At 52.4% G+C, this 25,932-nt stretch carries 26 protein-coding genes and 1 tRNA gene; 21 read left to right on the top strand and 6 right to left on the bottom strand.

Annotated elements, in window-relative coordinates:
* Position 1: 1 nt before the first annotated feature.
* Positions 2-73, bottom strand: a tRNA-Arg gene (locus tag BLP47_RS07175).
* Positions 74-361: 288 nt separating this feature from the next.
* Here BLP47_RS07175 and argS point away from each other — a divergent pair.
* The 20 genes from argS (at position 362) to BLP47_RS07075 (ending at position 20,291) form a co-directional block, all read left to right on the top strand.
* Positions 362-2,020, top strand: coding sequence for an arginine--tRNA ligase (gene argS, locus BLP47_RS07170; protein ID WP_091852114.1), 1,659 nt, complete (start codon positions 362-364; stop codon positions 2,018-2,020).
* A gap of 3 nt (positions 2,021-2,023) precedes the next feature.
* The gene (gene lysA / locus BLP47_RS07165) at positions 2,024-3,427 is read left to right on the top strand and encodes a diaminopimelate decarboxylase (RefSeq protein WP_091852111.1); all 1,404 of its coding nucleotides are present in this window, start codon (positions 2,024-2,026) and stop codon (positions 3,425-3,427) included.
* Between the two features lie 3 nt (positions 3,428-3,430).
* Positions 3,431-4,735, top strand: coding sequence for a homoserine dehydrogenase (locus BLP47_RS07160; RefSeq protein ID WP_091852108.1), 1,305 nt, complete (start codon positions 3,431-3,433; stop codon positions 4,733-4,735).
* Positions 4,735-5,817, top strand: a complete 1,083-nt coding sequence (gene thrC / locus BLP47_RS07155) for a threonine synthase (protein ID WP_091852105.1) — start codon at positions 4,735-4,737, stop codon at positions 5,815-5,817. The genes BLP47_RS07160 and thrC overlap by 1 nt, the downstream gene beginning before the upstream one ends.
* Complete coding sequence (thrB, locus tag BLP47_RS07150; RefSeq protein WP_091852102.1) at positions 5,814-6,728, top strand: homoserine kinase; 915 nt, start codon at positions 5,814-5,816, stop codon at positions 6,726-6,728. Before thrC ends, thrB begins: the two co-directional genes overlap by 4 nt.
* Positions 6,729-6,802: 74 nt before the next feature.
* Positions 6,803-8,575 carry a transcription termination factor Rho gene (gene rho / locus BLP47_RS07145; RefSeq protein ID WP_091852100.1) on the top strand — a complete coding sequence of 591 codons (1,773 nt, stop codon included), beginning with the start codon at positions 6,803-6,805 and terminating at the stop codon, positions 8,573-8,575.
* Between the two features lie 2 nt (positions 8,576-8,577).
* Entirely contained in the window at positions 8,578-9,654 is a 1,077-nt protein-coding gene (gene prfA, locus BLP47_RS07140; protein ID WP_091852097.1) for a peptide chain release factor 1, read from the top strand.
* On the top strand, positions 9,654-10,502 hold the full coding sequence (gene prmC, locus BLP47_RS07135; RefSeq protein WP_091852094.1) for a peptide chain release factor N(5)-glutamine methyltransferase: 849 nt from the start codon (positions 9,654-9,656) through the stop codon (positions 10,500-10,502). Before prfA ends, prmC begins: the two co-directional genes overlap by 1 nt.
* Before the next feature lie 9 nt (positions 10,503-10,511).
* Positions 10,512-11,174: an L-threonylcarbamoyladenylate synthase gene (locus BLP47_RS07130; RefSeq protein WP_091852091.1), complete on the top strand. Its 663-nt coding sequence runs from the start codon at positions 10,512-10,514 to the stop codon at positions 11,172-11,174.
* A complete protein-coding gene (locus tag BLP47_RS07125; protein ID WP_091852088.1) occupies positions 11,174-12,292 on the top strand; it encodes a glycosyltransferase family 4 protein in 1,119 nt (372 codons plus the stop codon). The genes BLP47_RS07130 and BLP47_RS07125 overlap by 1 nt, the downstream gene beginning before the upstream one ends.
* The gene (locus BLP47_RS07120) at positions 12,282-12,683 is read left to right on the top strand and encodes a hypothetical protein (RefSeq protein ID WP_157671566.1); all 402 of its coding nucleotides are present in this window, start codon (positions 12,282-12,284) and stop codon (positions 12,681-12,683) included. Before BLP47_RS07125 ends, BLP47_RS07120 begins: the two co-directional genes overlap by 11 nt.
* Before the next feature lie 112 nt (positions 12,684-12,795).
* The gene (atpB, locus tag BLP47_RS07115) at positions 12,796-13,620 is read left to right on the top strand and encodes a F0F1 ATP synthase subunit A (RefSeq protein WP_091852083.1); all 825 of its coding nucleotides are present in this window, start codon (positions 12,796-12,798) and stop codon (positions 13,618-13,620) included.
* Positions 13,621-13,660: 40 nt separating this feature from the next.
* Positions 13,661-13,891, top strand: coding sequence for an ATP synthase F0 subunit C (atpE, locus tag BLP47_RS07110; RefSeq protein ID WP_091852081.1), 231 nt, complete (start codon positions 13,661-13,663; stop codon positions 13,889-13,891).
* Positions 13,892-13,901: 10 nt separating this feature from the next.
* The gene (locus BLP47_RS07105) at positions 13,902-14,450 is read left to right on the top strand and encodes a F0F1 ATP synthase subunit B (protein WP_091852079.1); all 549 of its coding nucleotides are present in this window, start codon (positions 13,902-13,904) and stop codon (positions 14,448-14,450) included.
* Entirely contained in the window at positions 14,451-15,242 is a 792-nt protein-coding gene (locus BLP47_RS07100; protein WP_091852076.1) for a F0F1 ATP synthase subunit delta, read from the top strand. It begins immediately after the preceding gene.
* A 31-nt stretch (positions 15,243-15,273) separates the two neighbouring features.
* On the top strand, positions 15,274-16,911 hold the full coding sequence (atpA, locus tag BLP47_RS07095; RefSeq protein WP_091852072.1) for a F0F1 ATP synthase subunit alpha: 1,638 nt from the start codon (positions 15,274-15,276) through the stop codon (positions 16,909-16,911).
* An 18-nt stretch (positions 16,912-16,929) separates the two neighbouring features.
* On the top strand, positions 16,930-17,832 hold the full coding sequence (locus tag BLP47_RS07090; RefSeq protein WP_091852069.1) for a F0F1 ATP synthase subunit gamma: 903 nt from the start codon (positions 16,930-16,932) through the stop codon (positions 17,830-17,832).
* Positions 17,833-17,847: 15 nt separating this feature from the next.
* On the top strand, positions 17,848-19,284 hold the full coding sequence (gene atpD, locus BLP47_RS07085) for a F0F1 ATP synthase subunit beta (protein WP_091852066.1): 1,437 nt from the start codon (positions 17,848-17,850) through the stop codon (positions 19,282-19,284).
* Positions 19,284-19,550 carry a F0F1 ATP synthase subunit epsilon gene (locus BLP47_RS07080; protein ID WP_091852063.1) on the top strand — a complete coding sequence of 89 codons (267 nt, stop codon included), beginning with the start codon at positions 19,284-19,286 and terminating at the stop codon, positions 19,548-19,550. Before atpD ends, BLP47_RS07080 begins: the two co-directional genes overlap by 1 nt.
* Complete coding sequence (locus BLP47_RS07075; RefSeq protein WP_091852060.1) at positions 19,551-20,291, top strand: YaaA family protein; 741 nt, start codon at positions 19,551-19,553, stop codon at positions 20,289-20,291.
* On the opposite strand, the gene BLP47_RS07070 is transcribed toward BLP47_RS07075, so the two are convergent.
* Genes BLP47_RS07070 through BLP47_RS07055 form a run of 4 tightly spaced genes read right to left on the bottom strand, consistent with a single transcriptional unit; the run spans position 20,288 to position 23,206 of the window.
* A complete protein-coding gene (locus BLP47_RS07070; protein WP_091852057.1) occupies positions 20,288-21,595 on the bottom strand; it encodes a hypothetical protein in 1,308 nt (435 codons plus the stop codon). The genes BLP47_RS07075 and BLP47_RS07070 overlap by 4 nt on opposite strands.
* A 1-nt stretch (position 21,596) precedes the next feature.
* Positions 21,597-22,100: an RNA polymerase sigma factor gene (locus BLP47_RS07065; protein ID WP_091852054.1), complete on the bottom strand. Its 504-nt coding sequence runs from the start codon at positions 22,098-22,100 to the stop codon at positions 21,597-21,599.
* A gap of 42 nt (positions 22,101-22,142) precedes the next feature.
* Positions 22,143-22,706, bottom strand: coding sequence for a DNA-3-methyladenine glycosylase I (locus BLP47_RS07060; RefSeq protein ID WP_091852051.1), 564 nt, complete (start codon positions 22,704-22,706; stop codon positions 22,143-22,145).
* Positions 22,703-23,206, bottom strand: a complete 504-nt coding sequence (locus BLP47_RS07055) for a methylated-DNA--[protein]-cysteine S-methyltransferase (RefSeq protein WP_249883324.1) — start codon at positions 23,204-23,206, stop codon at positions 22,703-22,705. The genes BLP47_RS07060 and BLP47_RS07055 overlap by 4 nt, the downstream gene beginning before the upstream one ends.
* A gap of 135 nt (positions 23,207-23,341) precedes the next feature.
* Between BLP47_RS07055 and BLP47_RS07050 the strand changes: the two genes are divergently transcribed.
* Positions 23,342-24,349: an AAA family ATPase gene (locus BLP47_RS07050; RefSeq protein WP_091852048.1), complete on the top strand. Its 1,008-nt coding sequence runs from the start codon at positions 23,342-23,344 to the stop codon at positions 24,347-24,349.
* 41 nt (positions 24,350-24,390) lie between these two features.
* Here the strand turns inward: BLP47_RS07050 and BLP47_RS07045 are convergent, their stop codons facing one another.
* Positions 24,391-25,896, bottom strand: a complete 1,506-nt coding sequence (locus tag BLP47_RS07045; RefSeq protein WP_091852045.1) for an aspartate aminotransferase family protein — start codon at positions 25,894-25,896, stop codon at positions 24,391-24,393.
* Positions 25,897-25,932 lie beyond the last annotated feature (36 nt).

The raw sequence follows: 25,932 nt of genomic DNA, 5'->3' as shown, positions 1-25,932 counted from the left end.
GTGCCCCCAGCAGGAATCGAACCTGCGCCCCCGCCTCCGGAGGGCGGTGCTCTATCCCCTGAGCTATGGGGGCTAGGGAATTGAAAGCTTATCAGCGCTTGTCTTTGACCAATATCTTGATGCTCGGTGCTAAATTTCCAGCAAATCGCAAAGATAAGCCAGGTTGATCTCAATTTGGCGAGGGAGTCGGGATTTGGCAGATGACCTTGATGGCCTAGGGGCTCAGCTATTCGAGCAGCATCTGCGAGAGCACTACTAAAAAACAGCCCATGGCCCAAGCACCAGGGCGGATTATTGGGCAGGTATGCTTGTGGCAGACCAGTAAGCCCCTAGTGGGAAACCAAGTTACCCGGGAATTCAGATGACTCCAGAACAGCTATCCGCTTCGATTCTGGCTGCGCTTAGAACCTTGATGTTAAAGGGCCAGTTGCAATTAGTTGAGCTTCCCGAGTTAGTCAATGTCGAGCGCCCAAAAAACCGAGAGCACGGTGACTGGGCTACCAATGTTGCGATGCAGCTTTCGGGAAAGTTCGGGGTAAAACCTCGCGAATTCGCGGAGCGACTGCAGGCCGAGCTGATACACGCCGAGGGCGTCGAGAGAGTGGACATCGCGGGTCCCGGTTTTATAAATGTTTTTGTATCAGACGCTGCGGCCGGGGCATTGGCCAAGGTAATTGTCGAAGCTGGCAATGCATATGGCAGAGGAAGCGAGCTATCGGGGGTGAAGCTGAACCTTGAGTTTGTCTCAGCAAACCCAACCGGCCCGATCCACCTAGGCGGAACCCGCTGGGCGGCGGTTGGTGACTCACTCGCAAGGGTTCTGGCTTTTGCGGGTGCGCAGGTGACTCGGGAATATTATTTCAATGACCACGGTGCTCAGGTGGATCGATTTGCCAGATCACTTTTGGCAAGCGCTCGAGGTCTTGAGGCTCCGGAAGATGGCTATTCGGGTGACTACATCGGCGAGATTGCGCAGCGTGTTTTGGCTGAGACGGCCGAGGATATTTTGGCGCTAGATGACGGCTTGGCCCAGGAGAAATTTAGGCTTGCCGGGGTCGATTTAATGTTTGGGCAAATCAGGGAGTCGCTGCACCATTTTGGTGTCGATTTCGATGTCTTTTTTCACGAAAACTCCCTGTATGAATCGAAGGCGGTTGAGAAGTCTTTGACCAAGCTCACCGAGCTTGGTCACACTTTCGAGGCTGAAGGGGCTACCTGGCTCAGGAGCACAACGTTCGGCGATGATAGAGATCGCGTGGTTATTAAATCAGATGGCGATGCGGCTTACATAGCCGGAGACATCGCTTATTACCAAGATAAGCGCTCTCGTGGCTTCGATCGCTGCATTTACATGCTGGGAGCGGACCACCACGGCTATGTCCCCAGAATGATGGCGCTGTGCGCAGCTTTTGGTGACACTCCGGGAGTCAACATGGAAATTCTTATTGGTCAGTTGGTCTCTTTGGTGAGAGACGGGGAGCCAGTTCGAATGTCTAAACGCGCTGGAAACGTTGTGACCATGGAGGATCTGGTGGATGCGGTTGGAGTGGATGCCGCAAGGTATGCGCTGGCAAGATCTTCGATCAACTCGACTTTGGACATTGACATCGAGCAGCTTTCGAAAAAAACCAATGACAACCCGGTTTTTTATGTGCAGTATGCCCATGCTAGGACCAAGCAGGTCTCAAAAAATGCAGCTGCTCTTGGTGTTGACCTAAGTGAATTCGACCCTGGTCTGCTCTCGCATCCATCCGAGGCCGAACTGATTTCCAAACTAAGCGAGTTTCCAAGACTTGCGGCTCAGGCTGCCGAGTTCCGCGAACCGCATCGAGTGGCAAGGTTTATTGAAGAGGTGGCAGGAAGTTATCACCGCTTCTACGACAACTGTCGAGTCACGCCAATGGGCGAAAACCCGGTCGAGTCGGTCCACCGCACCAGATTGTGGCTAAATAATGCCGCCACTGTGGTGTTGGCCAATGGCCTTGAGCTTTTGGGCGTTAGCGCCCCCGAGAGGATGTAATAAATGAAGAATCCCCTTGCCCCGGATTGGCTCCAAGAGCCCAAAGATCTAAATAGTCTCGAGCCAAGAATCTGGCCAAGGACTGCAGTTCGCAATGCTCATGGTGAACTTACCTTGGGTGGAATCGGGGTTAGGGAGCTGGTTCGTAAGCACGGCTCTCCAATCTACGTGGTGGATCAAGAGGAGTTCGAGGCCCGACTTTTGATGGTTAGGCGTGCTTTTACCGATGCCGCGTCGAAGATTGGCAGCACAAGCAAGATTTACTATGCCTCAAAGTCGCTTTTGACCACCGATGTGGTTCGCTGGGTGGAGGCGGCCGGTCTATCGATAGATGTTTCGACCGGCGGAGAGCTGGCGGTGGCCCTGGCGGCCGGGATGCCCGGTGAGCGTATTGGCATGAATGGTAACAACAAGTCCTTGGTAGAAATTGGGCGAGCGGTATCGGCCGATGTCGGTGCGATAGTGATTGATTCAGAACTTGAGATTGAACGCATTGCCTCCGTAGCCGGAGCCCAAGACAAGGTCCAAGCTGTCAGGCTCAGAGTTAATTCTGGTGTCCACGCCCACACTCACGAGTACTTGGCCACAGCTCGGGAGGATCAAAAGTTTGGGATCGCAATTTCAGATGTGCCCGACCTGGTGCAAAAAATTCGCTCCCATTCTCACCTCAGGTTCCTGGGGCTTCACAGTCACATTGGTTCGCAGATTTTTATTGTGGATGGCTTTGTGGCGGCTGCCGAGAGGCTCTTGGATATTTACCCACAGTTGCTAATTGATGGCGAGGTTCCTGAGCTTAATCTTGGGGGTGGTTTTGGCATCAGTTACCACAGGGCAGAGCACCCGATGGAACTTTCTGAACTTGCAACCAGAATCGCTAGTGCGGTGGAAGCTAGGTGCCAGAAGCTCGGCATCTCAGTTCCTAAGCTCGCTTTTGAGCCCGGTCGGATAATCTCTGGACCCACCGGGGTGACAATTTATTCAGTGGGGACCATCAAGGATGTGCTGGTTTCGGATTCTGGCGCTTCGGCGGTCAGAAAATACGTGAGTGTTGATGGTGGCATGAGCGATAACGCTCGCCCTGCTCTATACGAGGCGGAGTATTCGGTGAGCATAGCCTCGAGAAAATCGGCTGCCACCGGGGCGCTTAGTCGCGTGGTGGGTAAACACTGCGAATCCGGCGACATCGTGGTGAGAAACGATTACCTGCCTTCAGACGTGGCGGTTAATGACTTATTGGCGGTTCCTGCCACTGGCGCCTACTGCTTTTCGCTATCTTCTAACTACAACTTTGTTCCTAGACCCGCCGTGGTCGCAGTGAAAGCCGGAGCCAGCCACCTATTGGTTCGGGCAGAAACTGAGCAAGACCTACTGAGCCGGGATGCCGGCTACCAACCCGAAAAGGCTTAGAGCATGCAAAGCGCTTATAGACCCATCCGCCTGGCCCTGTTGGGCGCCGGTTCTGTTGGCTCTCAGGTAGCAAGGCTGCTACTAGAGAATGGGGCCGAGTTGGCCTTGCGTGTTGGAGCACCCTTAGAGCTTTCTGGGATCGCTGTTCGAGACCTTGAGGCCAAGCGGGACACGGATCTGCCTCAAGAGCTCTTTACCACTGACGCCGAGTCTTTGATTCTGGGGTCCGACATAGTTATCGAGCTGATTGGGGGGATTGAGCCAGCCAAGTCGTTAATTAGCTTGGCGCTGAATTCCGGTGCCGATGTCATAACCGCGAATAAGGCACTGATGGCCGCCCATGGCCCAGAGTTATTAGATCTTGCTCACCAGCTTGGAGCGCAGCTTTACTATGAGGCAGCTGTTGCAGGGGCTATTCCAATCATTCGCCCCTTGCGGGAGTCATTGGCCGGGGACAAGGTGAACCGGGTGATGGGTATCGTCAACGGGACCACGAACTTTATTTTGGATCGCATGGAATCCACCGGAGCAAATTTCTCTGACGCTCTGGCTGAGGCGACTGATTTGGGGTATGCCGAAGCCGATCCGACCGCGGACATCGAGGGCTTTGACGCGGCCAGCAAAGCTGCGATTCTCGCCTCTTTAGCCTTTCACTGTGAAGTACCGGTTGAGTCGGTTTACCGAGAGGGTATTAGCTCGATCACAGCGGCGCAGATCGAGACCGCGCGAGAGGCTGGTTATTGCGTGAAGCTCTTGGCAATTTGCGAGCGAATTGAGCAGGATGGCCTAAGCGGAGTCGTGGCTCGGGTTCACCCAACACTTATTCCCCTAACCCATCCATTGGCCGCTGTGCGCGGTGCTTATAACGCAGTCTTTGTGGAAGCCGAATCGGCTGGGGAACTAATGTTTTACGGCGCTGGCGCAGGGGGCCCCGAGACCGCTTCGGCAGTTTTGGGTGATTTAGTTTCAGCGGCAAAGCGTCACATTGCAGGAGGCCCCGGTTTGGCAGATTCAGTTCATGCCAATCTCGAGATTCTGCCAGTTCAATTTGTGACTACCAGGTTCCAGATCACATTGCAGGTGCAGGACCTGCCCGGGGTATTGGCCGCGGTTGCATCGGTGTTCGCGCTGAATGATGTAAGCGTAGAGACGGTGTCTCAATCATCTTCGGGTAAGCGTGGAGCCGCTCTTTTGACCGTGATGACCCACCAAGCTCTCGAATCCGACCTAGAGCGGGTCGTGCTCAAACTTAGAGAAAGTGATGCGGTGCAGAACGTTAACTCTGTGATCCGCGTGGAGGGTGTGTAATGGCTCATCAATGGCGTGGGGTTATCCGAGAGTATTTTGACCGGCTCCCCTTTAATGAGGGTGATCCAATCATCACTCTGGGTGAGGGCGGCACCCCGCTGATTCTTGCACCGGCGCTCGCAAAACTATTAGATGTGGGCCAGGTGCACCTGAAATATGAAGGCATGAACCCAACCGGTTCATTCAAGGATCGCGGAATGACCACCGCTGTTTCCAAGGCTGCGCTTCATGGAGCAAAGGCAGTAATCGCAGCTTCTACCGGGAACACCTCGGCCGCTGCGGCAGCTTATGCGGTGGCAGCTGGAATGCAGTCGGTAGTTTTGGTGCCCGCCGGAAAGATTTCTTGGGGAAAACTATCGCAGGCCGTTGCGCACAAGGCTCAGATTCTGCAGGTCAAGGGAAACTTCGATGACTGCCTTCGCTTAGCTCGTGAGCTGAGTCAGGGCTACCCGGTGTTTTTGGTGAACTCAGTCAACCCGGATCGGCTCCAGGGCCAAAAGACCGCCGCTTTTGAGGTGTTTGATGCTCTTGGCTATGCACCCGATTTGCACGCCATGCCACTTGGTAACGCGGGTAACATTTCGGCTTACCACTTGGGCTATAAAGAGGAAAGGGAGATCGGTAGGATTTCCCAAATGCCAAAGCTCTGGGGAATCCAAGCGGCTGGTGCCGCTCCTTTTATCACGGGCTCCCCAGTTCTGAAGCCAGAAACAATCGCGACCGCCATCAGAATTGGAAACCCGGCATCTTGGGATCTGGCGCAGGCCGCGAAGACTGAAACCGACGGGGCCTTTGGCTCGGTTACGGATAAAGAGATCTTGTGGATGCACCGATTTTTATCCCAAGAAACCGGTGTCTTTGTTGAGCCCTCAAGTGCCACCGGCGCAGCCGGTTTATACAAGGCTTTTCTCCAGGGCACCTTGCCAAAGGTGGAGAACATAGTTATCACCGTTACCGGTCACGGGCTCAAGGATCCAGACTGGGCCTTGAAGACCGAAGCGGGAAAAAAGATTAAGCCCAAAAAAGTCGCAGCACTGGCGACATCGGTAGCTGAAATTCTAGGGCTGGAGAAAAATAAGTGAGCAAATATCTAGTCAAGGTCCCGGCTACCAGCGCTAACCTCGGTCCCGGGTTTGACACTTTGGGCATGGCGCTTTCTTTTTATGACACCTACGAGCTAGAAGTTATTGAAAGCGGCCTCAGGATTGAGGTTTTGGGGGAGGGTGCTAAAGATGTCGCAACCGACGAAACGAACCTGATTTATTCATCGATGAAGCATGTCTTTGTTGCGCTAGAAAAAACGGTTCCAGCAGTCTCCATCACCTGCCATAATTCAATTCCGCACGGCCGCGGCATGGGTTCTTCGGGTGCAGCAGTCGCTGGAGGGGTGATGCTGGCCGCCGCCTTGCTAAAAGCTGAAATCGAATTATCGGAGCAGCAGCTGTTGGAGTTTGCTACCCAAATCGAGGGACACCCGGATAACGTGGCGCCGGCATTATTTGGTGGATTAACGATTGCTTGGGTTGACCAGAATGGTCCGCGCCATAAAAAACTCACCGTTCACCGCGGTGTTTCCCCCTTGGTATTAGTTCCTGCAAATCAAATGTCCACGAAATTGGCTAGAAGCCTGCAGCCCGATTCGGTCCCTTACGATGATGCCGTTTTCAACGTTTCCCGGTCAGCACTTTTAGTGGCCGCCTTGGTTCAGAGTCCGGAGTTACTGCTTGCCGCAACCGAGGATCGACTACACCAAACTTATCGAGCCAGTGCGATGCCGGAGACTGGCGATTTAATTAGCCAGCTTCGGGAACTTGGTCACCCGGCCGTTGTTTCGGGGGCCGGTCCTTCGGTATTGGTGCTTGAAGACGATCCTAAAAAGCGCCTTGCAGCAATCAAATTTGTTGCAGAAAAGTTTCCCACCTGGCGAGCCCTAACCCTTGCAGTTGACTACAAAGGTGCTAGTGTTGAAGCGCAGCATGGATCAGGCAGCTAAACGCCCCACTGCATTTATCTCGAAATTCTTTATAAACGGCCCAAAGCGCCGCGTAGAAATGAGCAATCAAACAAATGGATGAAATCCAACAAGACAAGCCTGTAAAGCGCGTTAGACGCGCCACCAGTTCTTCAGCTTCAAAAGAATCAACAACCGAAACAAAAGCGCCATCTGAACCCAAGGCCCAAGCGCGTCAGGCTTCAGATTCAAAGCCAGCGGCCCGCCGCCGCTCAGCAGTAAAGGCCGAGGGCGCCGAGACGGCTAATAAGCCGGAGGCCTCAAGTGCCCCTGAAAGCTCCGACAAGTCCGAAGCGCCAGCCAGACGGGGCAGACAAAGCCCGCAGCGGGCGGATTCGACGAAGACCGACGGTGGTTCAGAAAACTCCGGTAAGTCAGAGAAGTCCGACTCTCCAGCTAGACGCGACCGTCAGGGCTCGGATGCTAATCGCAATGACTCCAATAAGTCGGATTCAAACAAGACCGATGGTGGCTCTGATAAGTCGGAGGGTCGCGAAGACCGCGAGACTCGAAGCACAGATCGCGATAATTCTCGCAACGATCGCGACGATGACCGTCGCGGTGGTCGCTCCTCATCTAATAACAGCAATAACCGCCGCGGTCGTTACCGCGATCGTGACCGTCGTGGCCGTCCAGGTGGCCAGGATGAGCAAGAGCCGGAAATATCTGAGGATGATGTCTTAGTGCCGGTTGCAGGAATCTTAGATGTGCTCGAGAACTACGCCTTCTTGCGCACTTCGGGTTACCTTCCAGGTCCGAACGACGTTTATGTGTCTTTGGGGCAGGTCAAAAAATACGGTATGCGCAAAGGCGACGCCATTATTGGCTCAATCCGTCAGCCTCGCGATGGCGAGAGCCTGAACCAGCGTCAGAAGTTCAATGCCCTAGTCAAGGTGGAGTCGGTAAACGGCCAGACTCTTGAAGAAGCGGCTAATCGTGTTGAGTTTGGCAAGCTAACTCCTTTATATCCAGACACTCGATTGCGTCTAGAGACAGAGAGCAAGCGACTTTCCACCAGGATTATTGATCTTGTGGCTCCGATTGGTAAGGGCCAGCGCGGTCTGATTGTTTCGCCACCGAAGGCCGGTAAGACCCTGGTGTTGCAGGCAATTGCAAACGCAATTTCAACCAACAACCCAGAGGTTCACCTCATGGTTGTCTTGGTTGACGAGCGCCCTGAAGAAGTTACCGACATGCAGCGCACCGTCAAGGGTGAGGTTATTGCTTCCACCTTCGACCGCCCGGCAGAAGACCATACAACCGTTGCAGAGTTAGCCATTGAGCGTGCTAAGCGCTTGGTTGAGCTGGGCCACGATGTGGTTGTGCTCTTGGACTCAATCACCCGTTTGGGTCGCGCCTACAACCTAAGTGCTCCACCCTCGGGCCGAATTCTTTCCGGTGGTGTCGATTCTGCGGCTCTCTACCCACCAAAGCGCTTCTTTGGAGCGGCTCGAAACATCGAGTTCGGTGGCTCGTTGACCATTTTGGCAACCGCCTTGGTTGAAACCGGATCAAAGATGGATGAGGTTATTTTCGAGGAGTTCAAGGGAACCGGAAACATGGAACTTCGCCTATCTCGCCAGCTGGCCGATAAGCGAATCTTCCCCGCCGTTGACATCAACGGTTCTGGAACTCGTCGCGAAGAGATGCTAATGAGTCAGCAGGAGACCAAGATCATTTGGAAACTTCGCCGTGCCCTAGCTGGCTTGGACCAGCAGCAGGCTCTCGAGCTTGTGCTTTCTCGACTCAAAGACACCTCCTCAAACGTTGAGTTCTTGCTCAAGCTTGAGAAGTCAATGCCGGTGCCTTCAGAGTCAGACTCGGAGTAATTTTGTTAGATTCGCTTGCAGGTCTTCGGGCTGAGCACGCGAAGTTGCAAGAGCAACTCAGCGACTCGGCGGTTCACGGCAATCCAGCTTTAGCCAAGAAGCTGAATCGTCGCTACGCCGAACTCTCGGCAATGATGTTGGCGGAATCGAACGCAATCCAGCTAACCGATGATTTGGCAGCAGCCAGGGAGTTGGCCAAGGAGGATGAGGCGTTTGCCGAGGAGCTTCCTCTAATAGAGCAACAACTGCACGAGGCTCAGGAGAAACTCAAACGCCTGCTGATTCCGCGCGACCCAGATGACGGTAGGGATGTCATCATGGAAATCAAGGCCGGTGAGGGTGGAGCCGAATCCGCGCTGTTCGCTGGCGACCTATTGCGGATGTATTTGCACTATGCGACATCTAAGGGTTGGAAATCGGAGATTCTCGATCGCACTGAGAGCGATCTTGGCGGAATCAAAGACGTCCAGATCGCCCTAAAGTCGAATTCCACCGACCCCTCTCAGGGGGTTTGGGCGCACCTAAAGTATGAGGGTGGCGTGCATCGGGTTCAGCGAGTGCCAGTTACTGAGACTCAGGGTCGCATTCACACCTCAGCAGCCGGTGTTTTGGTATTTCCCGAGGTTGATGCCCCCGAAGAAGTCGAGATTTCGCAAAATGATCTTCGCATTGATGTATTTCGTTCTTCCGGCCCAGGCGGTCAGTCGGTGAATACCACCGACTCGGCAGTGCGCATCACTCACTTGCCAACCGGCATTGTGGTTTCGATGCAGAATGAGAAGTCGCAGTTGCAAAACCGCGAGGCTGGAATGCGAGTGCTTCGCGCCCGTATTTTGGCCGCTCAGCAAGAGGCTGCTGAGGCGGAGGCATCAGCTGCCAGAAGGTCCCAGGTTCGAAGCGTGGACCGTTCTGAGCGAATCCGGACCTATAACTTTCCAGAGAACCGGATAGCTGATCACCGCACCGGGTATAAGTCCTACAACTTGGATCAGGTCATGGATGGCGCGCTTGAGCCGATTGTCATCTCGGCTATCAAGATGGATGAAGAAGCTCGATTGCAAGCTCTTTCGGGTGAATAATGCTCATCCAAGATGCCATCAGTCAAGCGACGATAACCCTGACCAGGGCCGGTGTAATAAGCCCAGCCGTTGATGCGCAGTGGCTTATGGCGCATGTAAAGAAGATTGGTAGGGGAGACCTCGGGGTACTAATCGCCGTTCAGCAGGATTTATCGGCGGTGCACGAAGCTTTATTTTTTGAGCTCATTGCCATCAGGGCAAAGCGAATCCCACTGCAACACATAACCGGAGTCTCGGGCTTTCGAGCTCTGGAACTTCAGGTTGGCAAAGGGGTTTTTATTCCGCGCCCTGAAACAGAGATGGTTGTTCAGTACGCGATTGATTTTCTAAGCACTCTGCCTCATGGTGGCAAGGCGATCGACCTTGGCACCGGCTCCGGCGCCATTGCCCTGGCCATGGCCACCGAGGTGCCAAACATTCAGGTCACGGCTGTGGAGCTCTCCGAGGATGCTGCTTTTTTTGCACGTAAAAATATCGCTAGGTATGCACCTGAAACTAAATTATTAGTTGGTCCAATGGCTGATGTGTGCGCCAAGCTCGAGACGGATTTTGATGTTTTGATTTCCAACCCCCCTTACATCCCATCCGGGGCAATTCCCATTGACCCCGAGGTTCGAGATCACGATCCCGAACTTGCGCTTTACGGCGGAGTGGATGGGCTGGATGTGATTCGACAGATTTCTGAAATCGGCATGCGAATTTTGAGGCCCGGAGGTTTTTTGGTTTTGGAGCACGCCGATGGTCAATCTGAATTGGTGCGTGAATTACTATTGAGCGCAGGCTGGCGATTGGTGTCGCCTCATAAAGATGCTAATTTCAGATTTCGTACTGTCACTGCGGTGCGATAGGAGGCAATAATGCAGCGAATTTACGACTGCTCGGTAGATACCGATCTGCTTTCAGGTTTCCGCCAGGCCAAAGTTGCTCTGGGCCGGGGTGAGCTTGCGGTGATTCCAACCGACACTCTTTACGGCCTTGCCGCAGATGCCTTTAATGTCAAGGCGGTGGAGCTACTGCTCAGCACCAAAGGGCGCAACAGAACCTCACCGCCACCGGTGTTGATTCCCAAAATAGAGACGCTCTCGGCATTGGCCGCGGACTTGCCATTGGTGGCCAATCAGCTAGCGGCAAAGTTCTGGCCCGGCGCTCTCACTATGATTCTCAAGTCCCAGGCTTCGCTGTCATGGGATCTTGGGGACACTAAGGGCACCGTGGCCCTAAGGATGCCAGACCACAAGCTCACGTTAGCCCTCTTGGAGGATGTTGGCCCACTCGCTGTGTCGAGTGCAAATCTCTTCGGCCACCCAGCCGCCACCAATGCACAAGAGGCCTATCAATATTTCACTGACAAAGTTCCGGTATATCTGAATGCCGGTCCATCGCCGGTAGGCAAACCATCGACTATCTTGGATCTCACTCAGGTAAGAGACGGTGAGCCGATTCGAGTGCTGCGTCAAGGATCTATATCGCTGGAGGCAATCCGCGAGGTCATCGGAGATATCGAGCTCGAGGTCGACTAATGAGGGCCTATCTGCTGGTAGCTCTCATCACGGCTTTGGTGACCTATTTGGCAACCTGGGGTGTTCGCCTCTTTGCAAAGAAATTTAATATTCAACCTGCAATTCGAGAGCGTGACGCTCACAAGGCTCCCACGCCAAGAATTGGCGGTCTGGGAATGTTCGTTGGCCTGATTGCGGGATTAGCTGCGGCCGCTAGCTTCGGTTGGTTTGAATCAATCTTTGTGAATCCTGGGCCAATTTGGGCTCTTTTAGGCGCTAGCAGTGTAATTATCTTGGTCGGCCTTCTTGATGATCTGATTGATCTGGACTGGACTGCAAAAATGGGCGGGCAGATGGTGGCTGGTTGGATTCTGGCATCCTCCGGAGTGCAAATCGTCTCACTGCCGATTGGCGGTCTGACGGTTGGAAGTTTTGGAGTGTCGCTGGCTATTACGGTGTTTGTTGTGGTGCTGGTGATGAACGCCGTCAACTTTATTGATGGCCTTGACGGTTTGGCGACCGGCGTTGTGGCCATTGGAACGCTGGCTTTTTTTATCTACAGCTACCTATTGGCTCAGCAGTCCACGCCAACAAACTTCTTCTCAACCGCCGGACTCATTTCCGCCATCATCTTGGGCATGACCGGCGGTTTCATTTTTCACAACTGGCGCCCGGCGAAAATTTTCATGGGGGACTCCGGAGCGATGCTTTTAGGTCTACTGATGGCGGCATCCGCAATTACAGTGACCGGCTCAATAGACCCAGGCACAGTAACCCGCAATGACCTTTTGCCAGCTTTGATCCCACTTGTTCTGCCAGTTTTCATCTTGCTATTGCCACTTCTGGACCTCTTGTTCGCCGTGATTCGAAGGCTAAGTCGTGGGCAGTCTCCCTTCGCGGCTGATCGGGAGCATCTGCATCACCAATTGCAAGATTTGGGCCATACCCACCAGGGTGCTGTGTTGGTTTTTTATCACTGGACAGCTTTGGTTTCCACCACGCTTCTGCTATTTTTCTGGTTCGATTTAGCTCTGGTGCTAATTATTTTCGGGGCTTGGCTAATCTTGGCTTTAGTTCATACCTACTGGCCAGTTTTCAAAAAGGTTCGTAAATTCAGAAAGGCAAGAAGTGAAAAATAGTTCTGGCGCCATGTTCAAGAAGGCCTTGATTTTTACCTCCGTGCTAGTTGGGCTAATTGCACTCTTAGGAGTGGGCATCGGCTACTTAGCAGTTGGGGCCATCGCAATTGCCTCCGCCTTGATTGGCTCCGGGGTAGCACTCGTGTTTTCCAGTGTCACCATCTTGAGCATCTGGCTCGGATCTAAGCTCAGCCTAAATGGCTTTTTCGCGCTCTTGATGGGAGGTTGGCTGGTCAAATTTGTGGTTTTTGCTTTGGTACTGAGTACCTTAATAGGGGCAGAATTTATTTCTGGGCCGGTGCTGTTTTTCGCCGTGGTGGCCTCGGTTATGGGGACTTTGGCCATTGAGAGCTGGGTAGTGTTGCGCACTCGAGTGCAAACAATCTCCTGAAGCGAACGAATTTAGCTAAAGCGGCAAAATTCTTCTGAAGTCTCTTATAAACTGCTACTGATTCCAACTCAAGACTTGCGCAGCATAGCTACGCACCCGATTTAGGAGAACGATGCTGTTAAGATCGCTAACCCTGATCGCGGCCGAGGGATCTGAGTTTGTTCCTCCCACGATTTTCGAGTTCTATCCTGAGATAGTCGCTTTCGAAGGAACTATTTTCGCGATAAACAGAATTATGATGATCCGTTTAATCGTCATGGTCTTGCTCATTATCGTTTTTTTGCTGTGGACCAGAAAATTTAACCAAGCCGTCAAGACTGGGAATGTTGTTCCTGGCCGCTTCCAGGTTCTTGGTGAGATGGCCCTGAATTTCGTGAGAAAGTCCATTGCGCATGATCAACTCGGTGAAAAAGACGGAGAGCGCTTTTTACCGCTTCTGACAACCATCTTCTTTATGGTGCTGGGTATGAACATCACTGGAGTTATCCCCTTCGCAAACATTGCTGGCACATCCGTAATCGGCGTACCTCTGGTTTTGGCCCTAGCCGCTTACGTAACATTTATTTACGCTGGAATGCGCAAGCATGGAGTCAAATTTTTCAAGAACTCCTTATTTCCGCAGGGAGTTCCCAAGGTGTTCTACTTGCTGGTGACCCCGATCGAATTTCTTTCAACCTTCATTCTTCGGCCGGTGACCCTTGTGCTTCGTCTTCTGATGAACATGATTGCGGGTCACCTTTTGCTCGTCCTGTGCTTTTCTGCCACCCAGTTCTTCTTCTTTGAAGCGGATGGCCTATTTAGGCTCTTCGGTGCGGGTACATTGGTATTTGGGTTTGCTTTCACGCTCTTCGAAATTCTGGTTTCAGTTCTTCAGGCATACGTTTTCACACTTCTGACCACTGTCTATATTCAGTTGGCATTGGCAGACGAACACTAATTCGGCAACCGTCGAAGATAACCCCACGGAAGGAAATCAAGTGGACGCAGTAAACATTGCCGAACTAACCGGCAACATCGCAGTAATTGGTTACGGTCTTGCAGCAATCGGGCCTGGTATCGGTGTAGGACTTGTGGTTTCAAAGACCATTGAATCGATCGCCCGCCAGCCAGAGCTCGCAGGTCGCTTGCAGGTCACAATGTGGCTTGGAATCGCGTTTACCGAGGCTCTAGCCCTAATCGGTCTAGCAACCCCGTTCATTTTCGCTTAAGGAATACCCGATGATTTTAAGGATTCTTGCAGCAGCAGCCCCGGAGGGTGCCGAGGCACCGAACCCGCTGCTGCCTGCTAGCTATGACATCCTCTGGTCATCCGTTGTCTTTGCGATTCTTTTGGTTTTCTTTTGGTTCAAGGTTCTTCCTGGATTCAAAAAAATGCTAGATGAGCGTGCCAAGGCAATTGAAGGCCGGTTAGCTGAGGCTGAAGCCGCACAAGCTGCTGCTGAGGAGCGCACCCTTGCGGTTGAAGCAGAGCAGGCCAAGCTTCGCGCGGAGTCCTCATCGATCCGTGAAGAGGCTAGGACTGAAGGCGCCGCCATTCTTTCAGAAATGAAGGCGCAAGCTGCCTCGGAATCTGAGCGGCTGGCACTGCAGGCTAAAGCATCTCTAGAGGCTGAGCGCGACAGCGCCGTTAAGGCACTTCGTGCTGAAATCGGTGGGCTCGCAATCGACCTTGCTTCTCGAATTGTTTCGGCAAAACTGCAGGATGACGAGGTGGCCAATAAGGTTGTCGACGATTTCATAGCAGAACTAGCGGGCAAGAAGGCATAAGTGGCTTCCAGCACTAGAGCATCAAAAATAGCAGCGGAGCAAGCTCTGGCTGAAATTGGTAGCGCAAATCTCAACACGGCGGCAGAGCTATTCGCTATTGCAAATGCGTTGCAACTTTCCAAGCAACTGCGCTTATTGCTCTCGGACACTTCCGCCGAGGCGAAAACTAAAGATGAAATTGTTGCCAAGGTTTTTGGACCAAAGGTATCAAGTGAATCCTTGGCTCTGATGATGGTGCTGGCGAAACTTCGGTGGTCAAAAACTCGCGACCTTCCAGCAGCCTTGGAGGAGCTGGGAGTGCGTGTAATTGCCCAAAATGCAGGATCAATGGAGGCTCTGCAGGCCGAGATTTTCCAGGTTCAGCAGCTAGTTTCTTCGGATCCAGAGTTAGAGCTTGCACTTGCCAACACCCGTGCGACGGTCGCCCAGAAACAACTCCTGATTCATGCGCTCACTTTTGGCAAAATCAATGAGAGTGCTCAAGCCTTAGTTCAGCAGGGCCTTGAGTCCAAAAGCTTCAAGCGTTACGCCGATGTCCTGGAGCAGTTCAGCAAGTGGCTCGCTCGATTTGCCGGAGAGTCTGTTGCTCACATCAGGGTTGCTCACCCTTTGAGCGCAAGTCAGTTGGAACGCTTGGGCGAAGCGTTGAACAAAAGTTTTGGAAAGAAGCTTCAGCTCAACGTTGAGTTGGACAAAGAAATTATTGGCGGCGTTCACATTTCAGTGAACGGCGTGGTCATTGACCAAACCGTAGGTACCAAACTAAATCAAGCAAGATTGCAACTCTCTTGAGTTCAAAAACCAACCAGAAGCAGAGGAACCAATGTCAGAGCTAAAGATCAGCCCGAATGAGATTCGGGACGCGCTGAAGGACTTCGTTTCGTCCTATTCCCCAAAGGGGTCGGACAAGCAAGAAGTCGGCTACGTCATAGACGGCGCTGACGGCATCGCACACGTCGAGGGATTGCCGGGTGCGATGGCCAATGAGCTTTTGCGCTTCGCAGATGGCACCTTGGGCTTGGCGCTGAACCTTGACGAGCGCGAAATCGGTGTCGTTGTGCTGGGCGAGTTCGCTCAAATCGAAGAGGGCATGGAGGTTTACCGGACCGGTGAAGTTCTGTCGGTTCCAGTAGGCGATGGTTTCATGGGCCGCGTGGTCGACCCTCTGGGTAAGCCAATTGATGGTCTAGGCGAGATTAAGAGCGAGGGAACTCGTGCTTTGGAGCTTCAAGCCCCAGGTGTCATGGATCGCAAGAGCGTTCACGAGCCACTGCAGACCGGCATCAAGGCGATTGACGCCATGATTCCGGTTGGTCGCGGTCAGCGTCAGCTAATCATTGGTGACCGCCAGACCGGCAAGACCGCAATTGCGGTCGATGCAATTATCAACCAGCGCGCCAACTGGGCATCGGGAGATGTCAACAAACAGGTTCGCTGCATCTATGTTGCAATTGGGCAAAAAGGTTCTACCATCGCGGGCGTCAAGGCCGCTTTGGAAGAAGCCGGAGCCATGGAGTACACAACTATCGTGGCCTCTCCGGCTTCTGACCCAGCTGGCTTTAAGTATCTAGCCCCCTACACCGGCAGCGCCATTGGGCAGCACTGGATGTATGGCGGCAAGCACGTGCTAATTGTCTTTGATGACCTTTCAAAGCAGGCCGAAGCCTACCGCGCAGTTTCACTACTACTTCGTCGTCCACCAGGCCGTGAGGCTTACCCTGGAGACGTCTTTTACCTGCACTCTCGCTTATTGGAGCGTTGCGCCAAGCTTTCGGATGCCATGGGCGCCGGTTCGATGACCGGGCTACCAGTCATCGAAACCAAAGCCAACGACGTATCTGCATTCATTCCGACCAACGTGATTTCGATCACCGACGGTCAGATCTTCTTGCAATCCGACCTCTTCAACGCCAACCAGCGCCCAGCTATCGACGTCGGTATCTCGGTGTCTCGTGTCGGTGGAGCGGCTCAGGTTAAGGGAATCAAGAAGGTTTCCGGAACTCTGAAGCTTGAGCTTGCTCAGTACCGCTCACTAGAGGCTTTCGCAATGTTCGCATCTGATCTAGATGCCGCAAGTCGCAAGCAGCTAGCCCGCGGCGCACGCCTGACAGAGCTTCTAAGACAACCTCAGTATTCTCCTTACCCTGTTGAGGACCAGACGGTTTCAATTTGGGCGGGTACTACCGGTGAGCTCGACGATGTCCCAGTGCAGGACATTTTGCGCTATGAGCAGGAGTTCTTGGAGTACCTCAGAAGAAACACCAAAACTCTAGATGTTATCCGGGAGACCGAGAAGCTTGAGGATGACACCATTGCCGAGCTCAAAAAGGCAACGGAGCACTTCAAGAAGTCGTTCCAGACACATGACGGGGAATCCCTTGTCAAAGTCGGTAAAGAGAGTGTCGAGGCCCTTGAGGATTCCGAAATCGGCCAAGAGAAAATCGTTCGCCAAAAGCGATAGTCAGGTAAAGGAAATCTAATGGGAGCGCAACTTCGGGTCTATCGGCAGAAAATTAAATCTGCCAAGACGACCAAGAAGATTACCCGTGCCATGGAGTTGATCTCGGCATCGAGAATTCAAAAGGCACAGCAGCGGGTGGCTGCGTCGAATCCCTATACCCGGGCTGTAACTCGCGCGGTATCGGCGGTTGCAACGCACTCAGAGATCTCGCACCCGTTGGTAAATAAGGTTGAGAACCCCAAACGCGCTGCGATTGTGGTTTTTACTTCCGATCGGGGGCTGGCTGGAGCTTTTTCTACAGGGGCTCTCAAGGAGGCCGATCAGCTTGCCCAGAAACTAGCTGATGATGGGCAGGAAGTTACTTCTTACCTGGTCGGTCGCAAGGCGGTAGCCTATTTCAACTTCCGCAAACGAGAGGTTGTCCGCAAGTGGATTGGTGGCACAGATTTGCCACAGATCACCGTGGCTCGTGAGATCGCAGCAGAGGTTTTGGAGGCGTTCAATTCGCCTACTGAATCTGGCGGCGTGGATGAAATCTACCTGGTGGGAAACCGCTTTGTGTCGATGATTCTGCAAGAACCCACCACAGTTCGACTTTTACCTCTTGAAGTTGTTGAAGAAGAGGTCTCGGATCAATCTGAGATTTTGCCACTTTATGAGTTTGAGCCAGAGGTTGAATTAGTGCTTGATGCACTGCTCCCGGTCTACATTGAAAACCGGATTTTCAACGTGATGCTGCAGTCCGCAGCTGCTGAGCACGCCGCTCGACAAAAATCTATGAAGAGCGCAACCGACAACGCAGACAAGCTAATCCAGAACTTCACCCGCTTGGCAAACGCAGCCCGCCAAGCAGAAATCACCCAGCAGATTTCGGAGATCGTTGGTGGCGCTGACGCGCTTGCAACGGTGTCCGAGGACTAAGAGAGAGAAAGCACAATGGCGCAGAGCACAAAAACAGCAACGGGTCGTATCGCAAGAGTAAATGGACCGGTGGTGGATATCGAGTTTCCGCACGATTCAATCCCGGGAATTTACAACGCCCTGACCACCGAGATTGTTCTTGGTGAGAAAACTTCGAAGATCACCCTTGAGGTTGCCCAGCACCTCGGCGATGACTTGGTTCGTGCGATTGCTTTGAACCCAACCGATGGTCTGGTTCGCGGTCAAGACGTGCACGACACTGGCGCACCAATCTCTGTTCCGGTTGGAGATGTAACCAAGGGGCACGTGTTCAACGTCATCGGTGACGTACTGAATCTTGAGCCTGGTGAAAAACTCGAAATCAAGGAGCGCTGGCCAATTCACCGCACTCCACCAGCTTTCGATCAGCTTGAAGCAAAGACAACGATGTTCGAAACCGGTGTCAAGGTAATTGACCTTTTGACCCCTTATGTTCAGGGTGGAAAAATCGGGCTATTCGGCGGTGCCGGTGTTGGTAAGACTGTTTTGATTCAGGAAATGATTTACCGCGTTGCTGAGAACCACGATGGTGTTTCGGTATTCGCCGGTGTCGGTGAGCGTACCCGTGAGGGCAACGACCTGATTGAGGAGATGAAAGAGGCCGGGGTTCTTGAAAAGACCGCACTGGTCTTTGGCCAGATGGATGAGCCACCCGGGACGCGTCTTCGCGTTGCGCTTTCGGCTTTGACCATGGCGGAGTACTTCCGCGATGTTCAGGGTCAGGACGTGCTCTTGTTCATTGACAACATCTTCCGCTTCACCCAGGCCGGTGCCGAGGTTTCAACTCTCTTGGGGCGCATGCCATCAGCCGTTGGTTACCAGCCGAACTTGGCCGATGAGATGGGCATTCTTCAGGAGCGCATCACCTCGACTCGTGGTCACTCTATTACTTCGCTTCAGGCGATCTACGTGCCAGCAGATGACTACACCGACCCGGCTCCTGCAACTACCTTCGCTCACTTGGATGCCACAACGGAGCTAAGTCGTGAGATTGCTGCTAAGGGCCTATACCCAGCGGTTGACCCGCTGACTTCTACTTCACGCATCTTGAACCCCGCTTATATTGGCAAGGATCACTACGACACTGCGATTAGGGTCAAAGCCATTCTGCAGAAGAACAAGGAGCTCCAGGAAATCATCGCAATTCTGGGTGTCGAGGAGCTTTCTGAGGAAGACAAGATCACGGTTTCCAGGGCGCGCCGGATTCAGCAATTCCTGTCGCAGAACACGTTCATGGCCACCAAGTTCACCGGAGTTCCGGGTTCCACGGTCACCCTGAAGGACACCGTGGAGGGCTTCACAATGATCGCCAATGGCGACCTGGACCACGTTCCAGAGCAAGCCTTCTTTAACTGCGGTGGCATTGACGATGTTATGAAGGCCTATGACCGAATCCAAAAGGACTTGGCATAGTGGCGAACCTGATCCAGGTAAGCCTGGTCTCTCAAGATTCACCGGTGTGGTCCGGGGAGGCCACAATGGTGGTTGCTAAGACCACAGTGGGTGAGATCGGCTTGCTAGCGGGACATGAGCCATTTTTGGCAATCCTGACCGCTGGTGAGATCCGCATCACAACTGATTCTGGCGTTATCAAAGCCGAGACCAGCGAGGGTGGTTTTTTGTCCATGGAAAACAACATCGTTACCGTGGTGGTCAGGGATGCACACCTGGTTAAGTAATTGCTAATACTGCTGCCGCCGTCCGAGACCAAGCGTCCTGGCGGCGTTGGTGTTTCTATGAAATACCAGGCAATTATTTGGGCGTCGTTAGACCCAACGCGTGAGTCGATAATTCGAGCACTTGAAAAAGCTTCTAAGAATGAATCCTTAGCCGAGAGGGTTCTAAAACTTGGCAAACGTAATTTGCACGAAGCAAAAGCAAACCTAGAGCTTCACACTTCACCCACTATGCCGGCTCTGGCTAGGTATTCCGGGGTTCTTTACGAGGCATTGGGATACGACACTCTTACAAAGTTCGGGCTTCAAAGGGCTAAGGAGCAACTCTTTATTCAATCTGCTCTCTTCGGACTTCTTCCTGCAACCGAGCAGATTCCTTTCTACAGGCTCTCTGCTACTACCTTGCTTCCCGGAATCTCAATCAAGAAGCTCTGGCCGATTGCTCATGAGGAGCTGGTTTGGCCAAGACTTTCTGGTCCGATTATCGACATGCGGTCGAAGGCTTATATCGAGTTAGCACCGATTCCAAAATCTATAGAGAGTTATCAGGTTGAGGTTCTAGATGAACAAAGTGGTAGCGCTCTTAATCACTTCAATAAAAAGGCCAAGGGCGCTTTCACGCGGGTAGCCCTTGAGGGCGGACTTTCAAGCATTGATGATGTCGCTGGAGTAGCAGAAAAAGCCGGCCTCAAATCTGAATTTGAGACCGGCGTAATCCGATTGATTGTTCCTATGGGGTTCTAGCCCTGAGCTGGATCAACTTCGATTTTCAGGTTTTCAGGACTGAACTCCACTGGGTCGTAGAGTTCGATGACGCCCTCTTCTAAGCTGATGACTGCGTCAAACCAGCCCTGATTATTGTGTAGGAGGTATCCCGGGACTAGCCATACTCCACCATTTTTATCGTAAATCATGAGCATGGCCGCAGTGGATTTTTCAATTGTTAGTTTCACAATTCGAACTTCTGGCTGTGATTCGGTTGGGCTGGAATCTCCAGTAACTTTGAGTTCGGATTCGGCTGGTAGAGCTTCTTGGATTCGGTTCATGCCCTCCGCATCGTAGTAAAGGTTCCAGGCGTTGCTGGAGGGACTTCCGAACCACCTGCCGTCTGAAATTCGATCCACTGCATCCAGTGGTGAGATGGTTTTGAAGTCGCCGCGCTCCACTATCTCAACGCTTTGACCGTAGGCGTAAGCCAGTTTTCCAGTGCTGTCGTATGAGATGCTCCATTCCAGTGCAGTCTCTTGACCTTCAACTTTTAGGCTTGCTGTTGCTCCGGCGCTCCATTCGTCACGATAAGTTCTGATTTCTGAGGCGCTCACTTCGAGGCCTGTGGCGCCGAATATTTCAAGAGCCTTGGCAATAACTTCGGCATTACTGGGGATCAACTCGGGAGTGGGCTCGATTGCTACATACTCGCAGGTGTCAAAGTTATCCGAACCGTCAGCACAGCGTGGCTCCTGCTGACTCCAATTGGAATACCACCAGCTACCGGTGCCGACCCAGGAGATGCCGACCTGATTATTGTCCGTACCCAATGAGAAGCTCGGATACTCCTTTGTGGACCACTCGTCCTCGCGAATCTCACCTGCGATTCCGAAAAGGGCAGCGATTTCTGCTAGGCGTTCCTCGGGGCTGCCTTTTGGCAGGAGCTGATATACATTGCCTCGTCCGGTGTCGGAAGAAACATCAGGCCCGGCCGCGTACTCATTCTCGATCCAGTATCCTGGCCAAATACCAATACTGGCGTCTGAGCCTGCCATTACTTTTGAAGTATTAGCTTCGCTCGACGCGACTTGAGGTGCCCCAGCAGCCAGCTGTATTAGAGGCTGTGTTGCGAGGTTAGCGGAAAGGGTTAGTGCCAGAGCGGTGACTGCGACCGCAGACGCCCCTCCCAGGCCGAGCCTTATTGACTTGAAGCCAAAAAAGCGTTTTGCAGTCTTTGACAGACTCGCCTTGACTACAACGGTGTGATTTAGTTCAGGAGTGTTTTGGGCCGGATCCGCAGCTTGGATGCGAATCCGGAGTTCGTCAAATTTATCGTTCATGTTAGAGAGATGTCCTAAGTTCTGATGAATTTTCAAGGGCGAGAAAGTTTTTTAGTGAGGCCTTAGCTCGAGTTAACCTGATAGCAGCAGCGTTCTCGCTTGTTTCAATAACGATGGAAATTTCCTTATTGCTGAGACCCTCCAGGGCCCATAGTGCAATTATTTCTTGCTCTTGAGGTTTGAGCTTGCCCCAGGAAGAGCCAAGCTCCATATCAGCTAAGGCAATGGACTCCGCACTTGGCGCTGAAGTCGGCGGCCGAAGGGAGTCGAAGATTCTTTTGCGATTGTCGGATTTACGACGGCTGTTTGAGATTAGATAGCGCGCGCTTTTATAAAGCCAAGGAACTTCAAAGCCCTCTGGTATTGAGTCGCGTTTTTGCCAGGCGACTTCGAATAGATCACCAGCCAGATCTTCAACCTCTGAATCCGGCACGCGACGTGCGATGAACCTGGTGATTGAACCGAGCTCGGCACGGTAAATCGCATTAAATTGTTCGGGCGTCATTTGTCCTCCTGCACTGTAAATGTAGCGAGGTGCTGAGAATTTTCAAGCAGAACGGAAACAATCTGGGGCGTGGTCTTTTACGACACCTGAGGATTGCATGAGGGCATACATTGTGGTGGGCCCAACAAAGCTGAAACCCAGTGATTTTAATTCCTTGCTAAGTGCCTTGGATTCCGGGCTTTCCGATCGGAATTCGAATTCTGCAGCAGTCTTTGTTTTGGTTTGAGACTCGTGCTTCCAAATCAGTTCGACGAGGTTGATTTTTTTATCCAAGACGATGCCAGCATTTTTTATTGTTGATTGAATCTTTGCCCGGTTGCGGATGATTCCTGGGTCTTGCATGAGCAGATCGATCTCTTGATGGCCCATGGCTGCGACTTTGGTAATTTCAAAGTTGTGAAAAGCCTTGCGAAATCCTTCACGACGGCTAAGTATCGTGATCCAGCTGAGCCCGGCTTGAAATCCTTCCAGACAGATCGCCTCAAACAGTTGCTGTTGACCACGGTTGGGATTGCCCCATTCCTCATCGTGGTATTGCAAGTAGGTGGGGTCATCAGTAACCCAACTGCAGCGGGTCAGCCCATCGGGATGAGCTCGCGTGTTCAATTTTTATACTCTATGTTTTCGTGCCAAAGGAGCCAGCGCTTGGTTTCTAGGCCCTTACCACCGGAGTAGCCAGTTATTTTAGAGTTCGAACCCAGAACTCTGTGACAGCCAATTATCAATGGCAACGGGTTGGCTCCAACCGCCGCACCGACTGCGCGAGCAGCCATGGGGCTTCCAATAGCCCTTGCTATCTCGCCATAGCTAAGGACCCGGCCCTTTTTCAGCTTTTCAATTTCTTTCCAAACCGCCATTTGAAATGCGGTCCCCGCGACTGAAATTGGAAGTTCGAATGAATCTCTATTCCCGCTAAAGAATTCGGCAATTTGTTTTTGGGCCTCATCAAGTATTTCTAGGTCCCCTGAAGTGGAGCTGAAGCTGGAGCGCTTATGGGCATCGGTCAGAATCTCGACTGTCACCAATGACCAGCTCTTTAGGCCGATGAATATGTCACCAATTGGCGAGTCGATTACTGTCGCTGCATCCAGGATCATGTTTTCCATGACATTTATTATGACGCTTTCCAGCCTTGCCGTGGAATGGGAGCTCTGGGCTGTGGATAACTTCCGGGCCGTTAGTTATCCACAAAATCACAATTCTCCGGAGACACCGTTATTTGATTTTTGGAGACTGTTCCTATGAGTCTTTTATTTTTACTGCCCAGCGCAGGTTACGGTTTATTTTTATTCATCACCCAGGGAAATCCAATTCTTCTCATTATGAGCGGCGCGATGGTTTTGGTTTACTCGCAGACGATGAAGTATCGCGACATTCCCAAAGACGCCTCGGTTTCCTTCTCAGATGAACGGGTGTATCTAGGCGATCGCAGGCTACCGCTTTTGGCGATTCTGTGGCCCGGAAAGATTCGCAACCAGGTCTTTGAGGCCGCCTTTAAAAGGAACCCGAGAGAGCTTCTTGCGAATATTGAGATCGAAGATCACGGAGTTACCCTTGCTGGGGAAAAAGTGTCCCTTGAGCCCAGCGATAGATCTCCGCACGCAATCATAATTGGACCCACCGGCTGCGGTAAGACTCAACTCATGCGCGCGGTAGTCAATAGTTTCCGCGGAGAGGTTTGGGCTGTTGACTTCAAGGGCGGGTCAGGCTTTAGGGACTTTCGGAACCTAGCCAAGCTTGCCTCGGAGGCCGATGCCCAAATGTTGGCCACGGAAATCAACGAACTCATAAACAATCGTCAACGACAGATGTTCTCTGAATCATTGTTGATAGTTGTGGATGAATTGGGTGAGGTGATGCGCCATCGAGAACTCGCTCAAGCGATTGAGCTTGTGGCCGCTAAAGGCCGGAGTCTCGGAGTATTTTTGCTGTGCGCCAATCAAACCCTTAGTCAGATACCAAGAACCATTTGGGTCAACTGTGCAATCCGAGTCGTAATTCGGGCCGACCCGGTGGATGCTGCTCAGTTAGGGCTAAAAAGCGCTACGGAGTTTGATTTGCCGAATGATCTTCGACTTGCAGCCGCCGACATTTCAGGATTCAAAACTCAGTTCTATTTTCAAATTGGCAGGGAGATAAATACTGGATCCAGTCTCGATGATCACTCGGCACGGAAAAGTTCTCCAGTTTTTCCATTGCTCGAGTTTCATGATGATGAGTTGGAAAAAACGGTCAGTTTCAGGTTATGAAAAAAGCCCCGAGGAATAGATTCCTCGGGGCTTTTTAAGACTCAGCTAAGCTTTTTCCAAGCTTCCACTAAGACGCTACGCAGTATCTGCTCGAGCTCGTTGAACTCCTTGGGCCCGATGGTCAGCGGCGGAGCCAGCTGAATCACGGGATCTCCTCGGTCATCCGCTCTGCAGTAGAGACCCGCATCGTAGAGAGCGTTATTCAAGAACCCACGCAGAATCTTTTCCGCCTCTTGGGAGTTCAGGGTCTCTTTGGTGGCCTTATTCTTCACAAGTTCGATTGCGAAGAAGTAGCCATCACCGCGAACGTCACCAACAATCGGAAGGTCCTTGAGTTTCTCGAGGGTCTGCCTGAATATCGGGGAGTTCACTCGCACGTTTTCCACCAAGCGCTCGTTATCGAAGATATCGAGATTGGCCAGTGCTACGGCGCAAGATACCGGGTGAGCTGCGAAGGTATAGCCGTGGGGGAAGATTACCTTGTCTTCTGTGAAAGGCGTAAAGAACTTCTCCTTTAGAAACAGCGCTCCAAGAGGGGCGGCCGCCGAGGTTATTGCCTTGGCGGTTACCATCATGTCCGGCTGAATGTCGTATTTGGTAGATGCGAACATCTCTCCCGAGCGCCCGAAGCCAGTAATGGTCTCATCGGCCACCAGAATCACATCGTACTTATCGCAGATCTCACGAACTCTTTTGAAGTAAGTGGGGTGTGCGGTAAAGCAACCTCCCGAGTTCTGAATTGGCTCAACGAAAAACGCGGCTACCGTTTCTGGACCCTCGAACAGAATCGCTTCCTCGAGGCGGTTTGCCGCCCAGATTCCGAACTCCTCTTCATTAGCAAATTCACCCGGTGCGCGATACCAGTTGGTATTGGGCACTCTGAAGGTTGAAGGAACCAACGGCTCAAACATCGCCTTCATGGAAGAAATACCAGTGATTGAAAGTGCTCCGTGACTTGTGCCGTGGTAGGCGGTTTGCCTGCTGATGACTTTGGTTTTCAGAGGCTTTCCCGTTAGCTTGAAATACTGCTTTGCAAGCTTCCAAGCGGTCTCATTCGCCTCACCACCTCCGGTGGTGTAAAAGATTCGAGTGAGTTCCTTTGGCGCGTATGAGAGCAACCGCTCCGCTAGTTCAATCGCCTTGGGGTGGGCGTAGGACCAGAGGGGAAAAAAGTCCAACTGCATCATCTGCTTGGCGGCGGCGTCTGCTAATTCTTGACGCCCATGCCCAGCATTTACTGCAAATAGACCAGAGAGTCCGTCGAAGACCTTGCGGCCCTTGGTGTCCCAGAGGTAGTGCCCCTCACCGCGCTCAATGATTGTCATATCATTGTCTTGGTAGGGTGCGTGGCGCGTAAAGTGCAGCCAGAGGTGGTCTTTGGCGCTTTGCTGAAGATGCTTGTCGCCAATTACTTCGCCGCTCGCTATGGCCTCGATGAGCGGCAGATCGTCACGGTCTGCTTTGGTATGGGTTGGATCAACCCTGCGCTTTCGTTTGCCAAATAGCTTGCTGAGCGCGCTTACCTTTCTGCTTTCCTGGATTGCCATGAAATATCACTTCTATTCGTTTGTTAGATGTGGCTG

Origin of the sequence: Candidatus Aquiluna sp. UB-MaderosW2red (assembly GCF_900100865.1) — a bacterium.
Lineage (GTDB): Bacteria > Actinomycetota > Actinomycetes > Actinomycetales > Microbacteriaceae > Aquiluna.
This window is presented reverse-complemented; position numbering and strand designations above follow the sequence as displayed.

Bases quoted from the DNA above. Each gene is read 5' to 3' on its own strand.
- argS (WP_091852114.1), top strand. From the start codon at position 362: ATGACTCCAGAACAGCTATCCGCTTCGATTCTGGCTGCGCTTAGAACC.
- lysA (WP_091852111.1), top strand. From the start codon at position 2,024: ATGAAGAATCCCCTTGCCCCGGATTGGCTCCAAGAGCCCAAAGATCTA.
- BLP47_RS07160 (WP_091852108.1), top strand. From the start codon at position 3,431: ATGCAAAGCGCTTATAGACCCATCCGCCTGGCCCTGTTGGGCGCCGGT.
- thrC (WP_091852105.1), top strand. From the start codon at position 4,735: ATGGCTCATCAATGGCGTGGGGTTATCCGAGAGTATTTTGACCGGCTC.
- rho (WP_091852100.1), top strand. From the start codon at position 6,803: ATGGATGAAATCCAACAAGACAAGCCTGTAAAGCGCGTTAGACGCGCC.
- prmC (WP_091852094.1), top strand. From the start codon at position 9,654: ATGCTCATCCAAGATGCCATCAGTCAAGCGACGATAACCCTGACCAGG.
- BLP47_RS07130 (WP_091852091.1), top strand. From the start codon at position 10,512: ATGCAGCGAATTTACGACTGCTCGGTAGATACCGATCTGCTTTCAGGT.
- BLP47_RS07125 (WP_091852088.1), top strand. From the start codon at position 11,174: ATGAGGGCCTATCTGCTGGTAGCTCTCATCACGGCTTTGGTGACCTAT.
- atpB (WP_091852083.1), top strand. From the start codon at position 12,796: ATGCTGTTAAGATCGCTAACCCTGATCGCGGCCGAGGGATCTGAGTTT.
- BLP47_RS07105 (WP_091852079.1), top strand. From the start codon at position 13,902: ATGATTTTAAGGATTCTTGCAGCAGCAGCCCCGGAGGGTGCCGAGGCA.
- atpA (WP_091852072.1), top strand. From the start codon at position 15,274: ATGTCAGAGCTAAAGATCAGCCCGAATGAGATTCGGGACGCGCTGAAG.
- BLP47_RS07090 (WP_091852069.1), top strand. From the start codon at position 16,930: ATGGGAGCGCAACTTCGGGTCTATCGGCAGAAAATTAAATCTGCCAAG.
- atpD (WP_091852066.1), top strand. From the start codon at position 17,848: ATGGCGCAGAGCACAAAAACAGCAACGGGTCGTATCGCAAGAGTAAAT.
- BLP47_RS07070 (WP_091852057.1), bottom strand. From the start codon at position 21,595: ATGAACGATAAATTTGACGAACTCCGGATTCGCATCCAAGCTGCGGAT.
- BLP47_RS07065 (WP_091852054.1), bottom strand. From the start codon at position 22,100: ATGACGCCCGAACAATTTAATGCGATTTACCGTGCCGAGCTCGGTTCA.
- BLP47_RS07055 (WP_249883324.1), bottom strand. From the start codon at position 23,206: ATGGAAAACATGATCCTGGATGCAGCGACAGTAATCGACTCGCCAATT.
- BLP47_RS07050 (WP_091852048.1), top strand. From the start codon at position 23,342: ATGAGTCTTTTATTTTTACTGCCCAGCGCAGGTTACGGTTTATTTTTA.
- BLP47_RS07045 (WP_091852045.1), bottom strand. From the start codon at position 25,896: ATGGCAATCCAGGAAAGCAGAAAGGTAAGCGCGCTCAGCAAGCTATTT.